Here is a 12,737-nt window from a genome sequence, read left to right as displayed (position 1 = left end):
ATCTTTTAATGGCGACGCACGCGATCCGCGCCATCAGTGCAGCGCGGTGATATCGAGCGTCGGCGCCGCCTTGGCGAGCGCGGCGGCGAAGCGCGTCTTTATCTCGTTCAATGCCGCTTCGCTTTCCCCTTCGAAGCGAAGCACCAGTGCCGGCGTCGTGTTCGATGCCCGGCATAGCCCGAAGCCCTGCGGGTAGTCCACGCGAAGGCCGTCGAGGGTGGTCTTGATACCTTCGCCGAAGTCGCCGACCCTGGCAAGCGCTTCGATCATGGCGAATTTTTCTTCGTCCGGTACCGTCAGGTTGATCTCCGGGGTGCTGATTTCCTGAGGAAAACGCTCGAACAACGTGTCCGCATCTTCCCCGCAACCGGCGAGGATCTCGAGCAGCCGCGCCGCGGCGTAGAGGCCGTCGTCGAAACCGTACCAGCGCTCCTTGAAGAAGATATGTCCGCTCATCTCGCCGGCAAGCTGCGCGCCGGTCTCACGCATGCGTGCCTTGATCAGCGAATGGCCGGTACGCCACATCTCGGGCTCGCCGCCGGCATCACTGATCACCCGGGCCAGGGTGCGGCTGCACTTGACGTCAAAGATCACCGTGGCGCCCGGCTGGCGCTCGAGCAGGTCGGTGGCGAACACCGCGAGCAGATGATCCGGATAGATCATGCGCCCGCGCGGGGTCACCACGCCCAGGCGGTCGCCGTCGCCGTCGAAGGCGAGCCCGATGTCCGCGCCGGTCCGCTCGACCTCGTCGATCAGCGCGACCAGATTCTCCGGCTTGCCGGGATCCGGGTGGTGATTCGGGAAGTGGCCGTCGATCTCGTCGAACAGCGGCGTGGTCGTCACACCCAGACGGCGAACGAGCTCGGGGCCGAGTTCTCCGGCCACGCCGTTGCCGCAATCCACCACTGCGTGCAGCGGGCGCTTCACGCTCACGTCGCCAAGAATGCGCTCGAGGTAAGCGGCGCGCACGTCGACCTCGCGGCAGCGGCCTTCTCCTGCGACGAGTTCGCCTCGGCTGATGCGCTCGTAGAGCGCGGTGATGGCGGCGTTGGCGAGCGTCTCGCCGCCGAGGACGATCTTGAAACCGTTGTACTCCGGCGGGTTGTGGCTGCCGGTGATCATCACCCCGGAGCTTGTCTCGCCGAGCGTATGGGTGGCGAAGTAGAGCACTGGGGTGGGCACCCGGCCGATGTCGATCACCTCGACCCCGGTGCTCGTCAGCCCGGCGATCAGCGCCTTCTTGAGCCGAGGCCCGGAGAGGCGGCCGTCGAAGGCCACGATCACCGCGCGCTCGCCGCGCGCGATCGCTTCGCTGCCGATTGCCTTGCCGATCAGGGCGGTGCCCGCCTCGGTGAGGGTGTCGTCCACCACGCCGCGGATGTCGTAGGCGCGAAATATCGAAGCGGGTACCGTCATGGGCGACTCCTGAAGTCAGCCGAAGGGAAAGGGCTCAGCCGCGCCCGGTGCTGCCGAAGCCGCCGTCGCCGCGCGCGCTCTGCTCGAAGCTGTCGACGATCTCGAGGCTCGCCTGGACCACCGGCACCAGCACGTACTGGGCGAGGCGCTCGAAGGGCTCGATAGTGAAGCTCTCCTGGCCGCGGTTCCACACCGAGATCTTGAGTTCGCCCTGATAGTCCGAGTCGATCAGCCCCACCAGGTTGCCGAGCACGATGCCGTGCTTGTGGCCAAGCCCCGAGCGGGGCAGGATCACGCCGGCCAGGGTCGGATCCTCGATGTGGATGGCAAGGCCGGTGCGCACCAATTGGCACTCGCCGGGGGGCAGCGTCAGCGGCGCGTCGAGCAGCGCGCGCAGGTCCATGCCGGCGGCGCCGGCGGAGCCGTAGGTGGGAAGGTAATCATGCAGGCGTTCGTCGAGCACCTTGCACTTCAAGGTGCGCTGTGACGCGGTAAGGCTCATGGAGCGGCTCCATCGGGGTTGACGGTCAATGAAAGGGCGTGGTCGATGATCAGGCGTGCCAGCGCGCGCTTGGGCTGCGCCTTTGCATCGAGGCTCTCGATGCCCGCCGGGGTGCGCCAGAAAAGCATCGCGGCGTTGTCGTCGCTGCCGAAACCGAGGCCTTGGCGTGCCACGTCGTTGGCCACCACGAGATCGAGGTTCTTGCGGGCGAGCTTGTCGGTGGCGTAGCGGGAAACATCCCGGGTCTCGGCGGCGAAGCCCACCACGAAGGGACGCTCGCCAGGCTCGAGGGCGGCTACGGCGGCGATGATGTCCGGATTTTTGGTGAGGGTCAGGGTGAGCGTGTCGCCTTCATCCACCTTCTTGAGCTTGTGCTCGGCGGCGTGCTCGGCGCGGTAGTCAGCCACGGCGGCGCAGCCGATGAACAGTGCCGCCTTTGGGGCGAGACGCAGCGCCTGCTCATGCATCTCGAGGGCACTCTCCACGTCGAGGCGGGTGACGCCCGGCGGGGTGGCCAGGTTGACCGGGCCGCTGATCAGCGTGGTATCGAACCCCGCTTCCACCGCGGTGGCGGCCAGCGCGTAGCCCATCTTGCCGGAGCTGTGGTTGGAGAGATAGCGCACCGGGTCGAGCGCCTCGCGGGTGGGGCCGGCGGTGATCACCGCACGCGGGCGGGGCGTCGTCGTCGGTGGGGCGAGGCGTCGGGCGAGGGCCTCGACAATCGCCTCGGGTTCGCTCATGCGTCCGGGGCCGACATCGCCGCAGGCCTGCTCGCCGGCGGCGGGGCCGATCACCTGCCAGCCATCCTCACCGAGCAGGGAGGCGTTGCGCCGGCTCGCCGGGTGGCGCCACATCGCCTGGTTCATGGCCGGGGCGATCAGCCGGGGCGCCTCGCAGGCCAGGCTCAAGGTGGTGAGCAGGTCATCCGCCAGGCCGTGAACGAGCCGGGCGATCAGATCCGCTGTGGCCGGGGCGACGAGCAGCGCGTCCGCCCAGCGGGCGAGCTCGATATGCCCCATGCCGGCCTCCGCCGCCGGGTCCAGAAGCGACGTGCGCACCGCCTCGCCGGAGAGGGCTTGCAAGGTGAGCGGCGTGATGAACGCCTGGGCGCCGTCGGTCATCACCACGCGTACCTCGCCGCCGGCCTGCTTGATCAGCCGGACGATCTGGGCGCTCTTGTAGGCGGCAATGCCGGCACTGACGCCGAGAAGGATACGCTTGCCGACAAGCGATGCGCTTGGCCATGCCTGGTTCGAAGCCATGTTCACTCCACGATGAGACCCGCTCGAGCCGGGCGCCGAGCCCGCTCCAAAGGTGCTCACCATACCATTCGGGCGCCTCTTTTGGCAGATTTGCCCGCCGCCTTCCAGGCAAGGTATGGTGAGTATCGAGGTTTGATTTGGACAGTGGGGGGGGGAGGTGATGGGGATCAATCACTGGCCCGAGGGCGAGCGCCCGCGGGAAAAGCTGCTGACGCTGGGTGCCCAGGCGCTCTCCGACGCGGAGCTTCTGGCGATCTTTCTGCGCGTTGGCGTGAAGGGCCGCTCGGCGGTCGACCTGGCCCGCGACCTGCTTTCCCGCTTCGGCGGCCTGCGCCCCTTGCTGGAGGCGAACCAGAGCGCTTTCTGTCAGGCCCACGGGCTAGGCGCGGCCAAGTTCGCCCAGCTTCAGGCGACCCTCGAGCTTTCGCGGCGCCACCTGGCTGCCCAGCTCGCCCGAGGAAACGCCTTGACCTCCCCGGCGCTGGTGCGTCACTACCTGCGCTCGCAGCTCAGACACCTCGGCCACGAGGAGTTCGCGGTGCTGTTTCTGGATACCCAGCATCGAATCATTCGCTACGAGGCGCTGTTTCGCGGTACACTGGACAGCGCATCGGTCTATCCACGCGACGTTGCCAAGCGGGCGCTGGAGCTCAACGCCGGCGCCGTGATTCTGGCGCACAACCACCCCTCCGGGGTAGCCGAGCCAAGCGACGCCGACCGGCGAATCACCGAGCGCCTGAGCCAGGCGCTGGGGCTTTTCGACGTGCGCGTGCTCGACCACTTCGTGGTGGGTGATGCCGATGTGATCTCTTTTGCCGAGCGCGGCTGGCTATAACCAAAAGCCGGACGTTCGACCGCCAAGCGGGTCTTTTTGCCGCTTCGGGCACGCTTTTGCTTGCCGCCGGGTGGTCGCTCTGGTATAAAGTGCCACCTTTAAACTTGGGTTGAATAACGGATCTGGGTACAGCTAGGCCTTAACTGCGTCGACTCCCTCCCTTCCGGTTTGCCCGACAGTTTTGAACACTCAGGCTTATACCCTGGCCAAGCGGTTGGAGGCTCTCATGTCCAAAGTATGTCAGGTTACCGGCAAGCGTCCGGTAACTGGTAACAACGTTTCACACTCCCAGCGTAAGACGCGTCGTCGTTTCTTGCCGAACCTGCACACGCACCGTTTCTGGGTCGAATCCGAGAACCGTTTCGTGAAGCTGCGCGTCTCTTCCAAGGGCATGCGCATCATCGACAAGAAAGGCATCGAAACCGTGCTGGCCGACATCCGCAAGCGCGGCGACGCCATCTAAGCACGCTCAACGCCATCTGTTAGCGACCTATTCTGGGAGATTGAACCATGCGCGACAAGATTCGTCTGGTATCCAGCGCCGGTACCGGCCATTTCTACACCACCGACAAGAACAAGCGGAACACCCCCGACAAGTTCGAGTTCAAGAAGTACGATCCGGTGGTCCGCAAGCACGTGATCTACAAGGAAGCCAAGATCAAGTAACCTCGGTTGCATGATCGGCTTTCACCGCAGGCGAGCGCCTGTCGAAGACCCGGCCCTGAAAGCCGGGTCTTTGTATTTATATATTTGTATTTGCATATCTGTATTTGCATATCTGTATCTATACATCCGGCGTGGCAAGCCGCCACGCCACCGTCATGATCGATGGCCATCATGAGGTGCCCCATGCCCGAACTGCCCGAGGTCGAAACCACCCGTCGCGGTATCGCACCCTACCTCGAAGGGCGCGAGATCACCGAAGTGCGCGTGCGCAATCGCCGCCTGCGGGTGCCGGTACCAGAAGACCTCGAGGCGCGTCTGGTGGGTGCTCGGGTCGGTTCGATCACTCGGCGGGCCAAGTACCTGCGCCTGCCGATCGAAGGGCAGGGGACGCTGCTCTGGCATCTGGGCATGTCCGGCAGCCTGCGTATCGCCCGTGTGGGCGACACGCCCAAGAAGCACGATCACGTCGACGTGATCACCGACGAGGGCTCGGTGCTTCGCTACCACGATCCGCGCCGCTTCGGCTTCGTCGACTGGCAGCAAGGTGACGAAACCCGTGACCCGCGCCTCGTTCATCTGGGCCCGGAGCCCTTGGGCGAGGCCTTCGACGGCGAGTGGCTCTACCGGCTGTCGCGCGGCAAGCGGGTGGCGGTCAAGCCGTTTCTGATGGACAACAAGGTGGTGGTCGGGGCGGGCAACATCTACGCCACCGAGGCGCTGTTCATCGCCGGGATCGATCCGCGCCGAAGCGCCGGGCGCATCTCGCGGGCGCGCTACGATCATCTGGCGACGGCGGTCAAGGAGGTGCTGGCCGCCGCCATCACCCAGGGTGGCACGACCCTTCGCGACTTCGTCAGCGGCCAGGGCGAGCCCGGCTACTTCGCCCAGCGGCTCAACGTCTACGGGCGCCACGACCAGCCGTGCCCGCGCTGCCACACGCGGCTCAAACGTATTACCCTGGGCCAGCGGGCGAGTGTTTTCTGTCCGGGCTGCCAGCGTTAAACTCAACCTCATGCTTTGCCGATGCTTTTGGAGAGACCTGTGACCCAACGCCTGCGCTTGAACAAGAATGCCGATCGCCGCCTGAAGGCGGGGCATCTTTGGATCTACTCCAACGAGGTGGATACCAAGGCGACCCCGCTCAAGGAGTTCGCCGCCGGCGAGGCCGCGCTGATCGAGGCCTCCAACGGCAAGGCCCTGGGGGTCGCCTACGTGAACCCGCACTCCCTGATCAGCGCGCGCATCATGTCGCGTGATCCGGAGATGCGCCTGGACCGCTCGCTGTTCGTCCACCGCTTCAACCAGGCGCTGGCGCTGCGCCAGCGGATGTTCGACAAGCCCTTCTACCGCCTGATCCACGGCGAGGGTGACCTGCTGCCGGGGCTGGTCATCGACCGCTTCGGCGACGTGCTGGTGGTGCAACTCAACACCGCTGGTATGCAGGCGCTGGCCGACGAGATCGTCGACGCGCTCGAGAAGGTGATCAAGCCCGAGGTGATCGTGTTTCGCAACGATACCGGCGGGCGTCGCCAGGAGGGGCTGGAGGCCCAGGTCGAAGTCGCCAAGGGCGTGCTCCCCGACGAGGTACTGATCGAGGAGAACGGCGTGCGCTTCGCGGTGCCGGTGCTCGACGGCCAGAAGACCGGCTGGTTCTATGACCACCGCGTCAACCGCGCCTGGCTCAACGCCCAGGTGGCGGGCAAGCGGGTGCTGGACGTGTTCAGCTACGTGGGCGGCTGGGGCGTGCAGGCGGCGGCCAGCGGCGCCTCCGAGGTGCTCTGCGTGGACGCATCAAGCAAGGCGCTCGAGCAGGTGGCGCGCAACGCCGAGCTCAACGGTGTGCAGGAGCAGGTCGCCATCGGCGAAGGCGATGCTTTCGAGGCGCTAGCCGCGCTCAAGGCCGACGGCGAGCAGTTCGACGTGGTGATCCTCGACCCGCCGGCGTTCATCAAGAAGCGCAAGGACATTCCCAACGGCGAGCGCGCCTACGCACGGCTCAACCGCGAGGCGATGCGCCTGTTGGGCCGCGATGGCCTGCTGCTGTCGGCCTCCTGCTCGATGCACCTGGCGCACGACCGGCTGGTCGACGTGGTGCGCGGCGCAGTGCGCCACCAGGACCGCCACGGCCAGCTCATTTTCCAGGGCCACCAGGGGCCGGATCACCCGGTGCATCCGGCGATTCCCGAAACCGCCTACCTCAAGGCGCTGGGCGTGCGCGTCTACCGCGACTGATCCTGCCCTATGAGCCCGCAAGGAGTACCCATGGAGTGGGGTCTGCCGACGCCCTTCACGCTCGAGATCGTCGTCGAGGAGTCGGCGATCGACGCCTTTGGACACGTCAACAACGGCGAATACCTGCGCTGGGTCGAGCAGATCAGTTGGGCCCACTCCGAGGCGCTGGGGCTGGATCTGGCCCGTTATCGGGCGCTCGATCGGGCGATGGTGGTACATCGCCACGAGCTCGACTACCTTTCTCCGGCCTTTGCGGGTGACGCGCTGGTGTTGGCCACCTGGATTGTCGCCTGCGACGGACGCACGAGCCTCACCCGGCGATTCGAGCTCAAGCGCGCGGGTGAGGCCCGCACGCTGCTCGCCGCCCGCACGCGCTTTGCCTGCGTGGCACTCTCCACCGGCCGACCCAAGCGCCTGCCCGAGGAGTACCGGCGCCTGTACGGCGCAGCCGTGGTGGACGAGTCCGAGTGATCTGATAAACCGCGCTCGATGTCGCTGTAAACCTCACCGACAGATCAATAGTGCGGAGGTACGTCGTCTTCCAGGCGATGTGCCCCGCCATCGTTCTGGGCGCTTAGGGCCTGGTGCTGCTCCCGCAGTCGTTCGCGCATCAGGGCACTGAGCTGTTCGAGCTTGTCGAGCCGGCGCTCCTGCTGGGCGACGGCCTGATCCAGGGTATCCAGCCAGTGCTCCTGGTAGGCGAGCCTGGTTTCCAGTGCCTCGAGACGTTGGTCGAGCGTGGCAGGCGTGGCGTGATCGGGCATGGTAAGATCGTTTCCTCGTCGGGCAGGCTCGGTGTGAACGAGCCTGCCCGGCGTGTGGTTTAAATCGAGTTCGCATCAGCATTTATCGCCAATGAGAGGGGTTGCTATAATCGCTTCGAGTATTTTCCTTTGTTTGGTACTTCTACAACAAGAGAGCTTTTAACATCTATGAACCCAAAAGTTGTTGTTCGCTGTTTATTGATCAGTGTGTTGCTCGCCGCGCCCACGCCATTGCTGCTGGCCGGTCTCGTTCATCTGACCGACGCACCGCTTGCCGAGCAGTGGCTGTCGGAACTCGCCATCATCGGCACGGCGGGTGTGTATGTCGCCGTGGCGCTGGGTAGCTTCATCATGCTGCTGGTCGGCACGCTCGCGGCGGCCGCTTTTGCGCCACCGGTGGTCGTCGCCGCCGAGTACGCGCGTGCGGTTCCCGCCGCTCGCCAGCCGGCCGCGATGGTGGACGAGGAGCCCGAGGACGTGATCGACCCCAACGACGGGCGCGAAGAGGGCGAGGTGAAGTGGTTCAATACCAACAAGGGCTACGGCTTCATCACTCGCGATAATGGCGAGGACGTGTTCGTCCACTTTCGCGCCATTCGTGGCCGTGGCCCGCGCATGCTGGCTGAGGGCCAGATCGTGCGCTATCACGTGATCCAGAACGACCGCGGCCTGCAGGCCGACGACGTGAGCATTATCGAATCGTAGTTCGCTTAGACGACTCGCTCCCTGCCATCGGCCCCGCTTTGCGGGGCCGATGTCGTTGGGGCGTCGCTCAGCGCCCGGAGTCCGGCCAGGTGATCGCCTGCTCGCGACCGTCCGCCAGCACCTGCCAGAAGGCGTCGGGGTCGTCGCCCGGGTGCCAGCCGCCCAGCGAGCAGCGCACTTCCACGCCCAAGGCCTTCGCGACGGCCTGCGCGCAGGCGCGGTCGTCCTCCCAGGGCGTGTGGGGGCTGTCGAACCAGAGGCTCGCGAAGCCGTCGGCGGCCTTCTCCACCAGCAGGATTGGCACGTCGTGATCGAGGTGTCGCCCGCGTGTCTTCCACTTGCCCTTGCCCGCCGGTGCCAGGGCACTCGTGGCAAGCGTCTGGCCGAGCCACGCCTCGAGGGTGTGCTGGTCGACGGTTTTCAGATACACCTCGATGTCCGGAAAGCGTTCGCTCATGGCGTGCTCCCTGCCGGTGTGAACAGTGCTTCCAGCGTGGCCTCGTAGATGCGGCTGAGCGACTCGAGATCCTCGGCGCGTACGCGCTCGTTCACCTTGTGGATGGTGTCGTTCAAAGGGCCGAGCTCGACCACTTGGGCGCCGAGCGTGGCGATGAAGCGCCCGTCCGAGGTGCCGCCGCTGGTCGAGAGCGCGGGACGCTGCGCGGTGACCGCTTCCACTCCGGTCATCACGGCATCGACCAGCGCGCCCTCGGCGGTGAGAAACGGCTCGCCATTGAGCGTCCAGTCGATGTGAGCGTCGAGCCCGTGGGCATCGAGGATCGCCTCGGTGCGCGCCTTAAGCTGCTCGCAGGTCACCTCGGTGGAGTAGCGGAAGTTGAACACCACTTCGATCTCGCCGGGAATCACGTTGGTGGCCCCGGTGCCGGCGCGAAAGTTGGAGATCTGGAAGCTGGTCGCCGGGAAGAAGTCGTTGCCCGCGTCCCAGTGCTCGCGGGTCAGCGCCTCGAGCGCCGGCAGCGCCTGGTGGATGGGGTTTTTCGCCAGGTGCGGGTAGGCGACATGGCCCTGCACGCCCTTGACGTGCAGCACCCCGCCGAGCGAGCCGCGCCGACCGTTCTTGATCACGTCGCCAAGCGTGGCGGTAGAGGAGGGTTCGCCGACGATGCAGTAATCCAGGCGCTCGTTGCGCTCGCGCAGATGCTCGACCACCGCACGGGTACCGTCGATGGCCGGACCCTCTTCGTCGGAGGTGATCAGAAAGGCGATGCGCCCGTCGTGCTCCGGGGCGCGCTCGACGAAGCGCTCGACGGCGGTGACCATCGCCGCAAGGCTGCCTTTCATGTCGGCGGCGCCGCGTCCGCACAGCATGCCGGCGTCATCGATGCAGGGCGAGAACGGCGGGAATTCCCAGCTCGTGTGCGGGCCGCTCGGCACCACATCGGTGTGGCCGGCAAACGCCAGCACCGGGCCGTGGTGGCCGCGCACCGCCCAGAAATTCTCCACGTCGCCGAAGGGCAGGCGCTCGATGTGGAAGTCGAGCGCCGCCAGGCGTTCGATCAGCACCGCCTGGCAGCCCTCGTCGTCCGGCGTGACCGAGGCGCGGCTCAACAGATCGAAGGCCAGCGCCAGGGTCGGCGACAAGCCCGTGGGCTCAGTTATGGGCATGCAGCGCCTCGTTCAACGCCACGGCGCTCTTGTTGGTCAGGCACTCCACACGGCCGGTCTGCGAGTTGCGGCGCAGCAGCAGATCGTTTTGGCCAGCGAGCTCGCGCCCGGAGACGGTCTTGACCTCGTTTCTGGCGTCGTCGAGCAAGGTGATCTTGGTGCCGGCGGTGACGTAGAGCCCCGCTTCAACGGTGCAGCGATCACCGAGCGGAATACCGATGCCGGCATTGGCACCGATCAGGCAGCCTTCGCCCACCTTGATGACGATGTTGCCACCGCCGGAGAGTGTGCCCATGGTCGAGCAGCCGCCGCCGAGATCCGACCCCTTGCCGACGAACACGCCCGCCGAGATGCGCCCTTCGATCATGCCCGGGCCTTCGGTGCCGGCGTTGAAGTTGACGAAGCCTTCGTGCATCACCGTGGTGCCTTCGCCCAGATACGCTCCCAGGCGCACGCGGGCGGTGTCGCCGATGCGAATGCCGGTGGGTACCACGTAGTCGGTCATCTTGGGGAACTTGTCGACGCAGTCCACGGAGAGCGGGCGGCCCGCCAGGCGCGCCTTCAGGTGGCGTTCGGGCAGCTCTTCGATGTCGATGGCGCCTTCGCTCGACCAAGCGACGTTGCGCAGCAGGCCGAACATGCCGGTCAGGTCGATGCCGTGGGGCTTGACCAGGCGATGCGACAACAGGTGCAGCTTGAGATACACCTCGGGCACGCTCTGCGGCGCCTGGTCGGTGTCGATGAACATGGCCACCAGCGGGCGCTTGCTCTCGGCAAACGCCTCGGCGATGGCCGCCTGCTCGGGGTGGCCAGCCTCGCCAAGCGCCGCTGCCAGCGCCCGGCACTGCTCGGGCAGAAAGCTGACTGCCTGGGTGCCGGCCGGGGCGTCGAGCGCCTGCTGCGCGGCGGCCACGAGGGCGGCGTCGGGGGCGAGAAGCGGGGCCGGGTAGTAGATTTCCAGCCAGTCGCCCTGGGTGTTTTGCGTGCCGATTCCAAGCGCGAAGCTCAGCATAAAGCGTCTTCCTTTCAAATCATCAGTGGGGAGGTGTTCGGTTACGGGGCGAGGTCGTCGTAGTCACCCTCTTGATAGCCGACCAAGAGGGTCTGGCCGTCGAGTTCGAGCAGCGGGCGCTTGAGCAGCGTCGGGTGCTCGAGCAGCAGCCGGCGTGCCGAGGTGGCGTCGAGGCTCTCCTTCTGCTCGGTGGAGAGCTCGCGCCAGGTCTTGCTGCGCTTGTTGATCGCCTTCGAGAGCGGTACCTGCTCGAGGATGTGCTCAAGCAGGCTCGCCGACAGCCCATCCTTGCGCAGGTCGTGGGTGGTGTAGGCCAGCCCTTTCTCGTCGAGGGCGCGGCGCGCCTTGCGGCAGGTGTCGCAGGTGTCGATCTTGTAGAGTGTCAGCATGGTGCCTCCGCGGGCGTCGTGGTAGTGGGCGCTCTAGCCGCGCTCGATCATGCGGCGCAGGCGCCGGGCCGCCTCGAGCGTCGGCTCGAGTTCCGCTACCAGCGCCAGCCGCAGGCGCCCGGCACCGGGATTGACGCCCTGGGCGTTGTCGCGGCCCATGAGGCTTCCCGGGAGAACGCTTACGTGCTCCTCGCGATAGAGCCGCTTCGTGAAGGCGATGTCGTCGCCACCGGGCACGGCGGGCCATAGATAGAAGCTCGCCTCTGGGGCGGGAAAATCCATCACCGGCGCCAGTACCTTAGTCACCGCCGCGAACTTCTCACGGTAGGCGTCGCGATTGGCGCGCACGTGCGCCTCGTTCTGCCAGGCCGCGATGGACGCGCGCTGAACCGGCAGCGACATCGCGCAGCCGTGGTAGGTGCGGTAGCGCTTGAAGGGAGCGAGAAGCGTGGCGTCGCCAGCCACGAACCCGGAGCGAAGCCCCGGCAGATTCGAGCGCTTGGAGAGCGAGTGGAACACCACGCAGCGGCGGAAGTCGCCGCGGCCGAGCTCGGCGCAGGCCTGCAGAAGCCCCGGGGGCGGTGCGGCCTCGTCGAGATAGAGCTCCGAGTAGCACTCGTCCGAGGCGATGATGAAATCGTGCTCGTCGGCAAGTTTGATCAGTGCCTTGAACTCGTCCATCGTGGTCACTGCGCCGGTCGGGTTGCCCGGCGAACACAGAAACACGATCTGCACGTCCTGCCAGGTCGTCGCGCTCACCGCGGAAAAATCCGGGCGAAAGCCGTTCTCGGCGGTGCAGTCGAGATACAGCGGCGTGCCGCCGGCCAGGAGCGTGGCGCCTTCGTAGATCTGGTAGAAAGGGTTGGGTACCGCCACCTTGGCGGCGCGGGTGCGGTCGAGGGCGGCCTGAACGAAGGCGAAGATCGCCTCGCGGGTGCCGTTGACCGGGATCACCTCGTGCTCGGCATCGAGGGCGTCGAGCGCGAAGCGCGATACCGCCCAGTCGGCGATGGCCTGACGAAGCTCGGGGAGCCCGTTGGTCGCCGGGTAGCGAGCCATCTCGTGCTGGTGGGCGACGAGGGCTGCCAGCGCCTCCGGGTACGGGGCGTGCTGCGGCTCGCCGATGGTCAGGGCGATGGCGTCGAGCCCGGCGGGCGGGGTCAGGCCCTTTTTCAGCGCCGAGAGCTTCTCGAACGGATAGGGGTGCAGGGCGTTGAGATCGGGGTTCATGGTGTGTCCGTCGATGGGCCGGGCCGCGCGAAGGCGCGTCGAGTGAGTCAGCGATTATAAGCAAGCCCTCCGGGCACCTCAAACCCGCGCCTAGGGGC

16 protein-coding genes are annotated in these 12,737 nt (G+C 66.4%); 7 read left to right on the top strand and 9 right to left on the bottom strand.

The features are described 5' to 3' along the window. Positions 1–33 precede the first annotated feature (33 nt). Genes GEV37_RS15460 through coaBC form a run of 3 tightly spaced genes read right to left on the bottom strand, consistent with a single transcriptional unit; the run spans position 34 to position 3,180 of the window. Complete coding sequence (locus GEV37_RS15460) at positions 34–1,416, bottom strand: phosphomannomutase/phosphoglucomutase (RefSeq protein ID WP_227391166.1); 1,383 nt, start codon at positions 1,414–1,416, stop codon at positions 34–36. A 34-nt stretch (positions 1,417–1,450) separates the two neighbouring features. Continuing rightward, complete coding sequence (gene dut, locus GEV37_RS15455; RefSeq protein WP_227391165.1) at positions 1,451–1,918, bottom strand: dUTP diphosphatase; 468 nt, start codon at positions 1,916–1,918, stop codon at positions 1,451–1,453. Further along, the gene (gene coaBC, locus GEV37_RS15450; protein ID WP_227391164.1) at positions 1,915–3,180 is read right to left on the bottom strand and encodes a bifunctional phosphopantothenoylcysteine decarboxylase/phosphopantothenate--cysteine ligase CoaBC; all 1,266 of its coding nucleotides are present in this window, start codon (positions 3,178–3,180) and stop codon (positions 1,915–1,917) included. The genes dut and coaBC overlap by 4 nt, the downstream gene beginning before the upstream one ends. Before the next feature lie 160 nt (positions 3,181–3,340). Here coaBC and radC point away from each other — a divergent pair, with 160 nt between their 5' ends. From radC to GEV37_RS15420, 6 genes are all read left to right on the top strand, one after another. Further along, positions 3,341–4,015, top strand: coding sequence for a RadC family protein (radC, locus tag GEV37_RS15445; RefSeq protein ID WP_227391163.1), 675 nt, complete (start codon positions 3,341–3,343; stop codon positions 4,013–4,015). A 226-nt stretch (positions 4,016–4,241) separates the two neighbouring features. Then, positions 4,242–4,478, top strand: coding sequence for a 50S ribosomal protein L28 (rpmB, locus tag GEV37_RS15440; RefSeq protein WP_038481085.1), 237 nt, complete (start codon positions 4,242–4,244; stop codon positions 4,476–4,478). Between the two features lie 47 nt (positions 4,479–4,525). Next, the gene (gene rpmG, locus GEV37_RS15435) at positions 4,526–4,681 is read left to right on the top strand and encodes a 50S ribosomal protein L33 (RefSeq protein WP_227391162.1); all 156 of its coding nucleotides are present in this window, start codon (positions 4,526–4,528) and stop codon (positions 4,679–4,681) included. A gap of 183 nt (positions 4,682–4,864) precedes the next feature. Further along, complete coding sequence (gene mutM, locus GEV37_RS15430) at positions 4,865–5,683, top strand: bifunctional DNA-formamidopyrimidine glycosylase/DNA-(apurinic or apyrimidinic site) lyase (protein ID WP_227391161.1); 819 nt, start codon at positions 4,865–4,867, stop codon at positions 5,681–5,683. A 39-nt stretch (positions 5,684–5,722) separates the two neighbouring features. Further along, positions 5,723–6,913, top strand: a complete 1,191-nt coding sequence (locus GEV37_RS15425) for a class I SAM-dependent rRNA methyltransferase (RefSeq protein ID WP_227391160.1) — start codon at positions 5,723–5,725, stop codon at positions 6,911–6,913. A 30-nt stretch (positions 6,914–6,943) separates the two neighbouring features. Beyond that, positions 6,944–7,384 (top strand): acyl-CoA thioesterase, encoded by a 441-nt coding sequence (locus tag GEV37_RS15420; protein WP_227391159.1) that lies wholly within the window; start codon positions 6,944–6,946, stop codon positions 7,382–7,384. Between the two features lie 44 nt (positions 7,385–7,428). Here the strand turns inward: GEV37_RS15420 and GEV37_RS15415 are convergent, their stop codons facing one another. Beyond that, complete coding sequence (locus GEV37_RS15415; RefSeq protein ID WP_227391158.1) at positions 7,429–7,677, bottom strand: SlyX family protein; 249 nt, start codon at positions 7,675–7,677, stop codon at positions 7,429–7,431. A gap of 168 nt (positions 7,678–7,845) precedes the next feature. Here GEV37_RS15415 and GEV37_RS17000 point away from each other — a divergent pair, with 168 nt between their 5' ends. Next, positions 7,846–8,382, top strand: coding sequence for a cold-shock protein (locus tag GEV37_RS17000; protein WP_275951408.1), 537 nt, complete (start codon positions 7,846–7,848; stop codon positions 8,380–8,382). A 67-nt stretch (positions 8,383–8,449) separates the two neighbouring features. Here the strand turns inward: GEV37_RS17000 and GEV37_RS15405 are convergent, their stop codons facing one another. The 5 genes from GEV37_RS15405 to dapC are packed head-to-tail and all read right to left on the bottom strand — an operon-like array spanning position 8,450 to position 12,639. After that, positions 8,450–8,839, bottom strand: coding sequence for a hypothetical protein (locus tag GEV37_RS15405; protein WP_227391157.1), 390 nt, complete (start codon positions 8,837–8,839; stop codon positions 8,450–8,452). Next, the gene (gene dapE / locus GEV37_RS15400; RefSeq protein ID WP_227391156.1) at positions 8,836–10,008 is read right to left on the bottom strand and encodes a succinyl-diaminopimelate desuccinylase; all 1,173 of its coding nucleotides are present in this window, start codon (positions 10,006–10,008) and stop codon (positions 8,836–8,838) included. Before dapE ends, GEV37_RS15405 begins: the two co-directional genes overlap by 4 nt. Further along, positions 9,995–11,020, bottom strand: coding sequence for a 2,3,4,5-tetrahydropyridine-2,6-dicarboxylate N-succinyltransferase (gene dapD / locus GEV37_RS15395; protein ID WP_227391155.1), 1,026 nt, complete (start codon positions 11,018–11,020; stop codon positions 9,995–9,997). The genes dapE and dapD overlap by 14 nt, the downstream gene beginning before the upstream one ends. Before the next feature lie 41 nt (positions 11,021–11,061). Beyond that, on the bottom strand, positions 11,062–11,409 hold the full coding sequence (locus GEV37_RS15390) for a Spx/MgsR family RNA polymerase-binding regulatory protein (RefSeq protein WP_227391154.1): 348 nt from the start codon (positions 11,407–11,409) through the stop codon (positions 11,062–11,064). Between the two features lie 33 nt (positions 11,410–11,442). Next, positions 11,443–12,639: a succinyldiaminopimelate transaminase gene (gene dapC, locus GEV37_RS15385; protein WP_227391153.1), complete on the bottom strand. Its 1,197-nt coding sequence runs from the start codon at positions 12,637–12,639 to the stop codon at positions 11,443–11,445. Positions 12,640–12,737 lie beyond the last annotated feature (98 nt).

The sequence above is a fragment of the Vreelandella malpeensis genome (assembly GCF_020622355.1).
Classification (GTDB): domain Bacteria; phylum Pseudomonadota; class Gammaproteobacteria; order Pseudomonadales; family Halomonadaceae; genus Vreelandella; species Vreelandella malpeensis.
The sequence above is the reverse complement of the archived record's forward strand: the minus strand, read 5'-3'. Positions and strand labels throughout refer to the sequence as shown.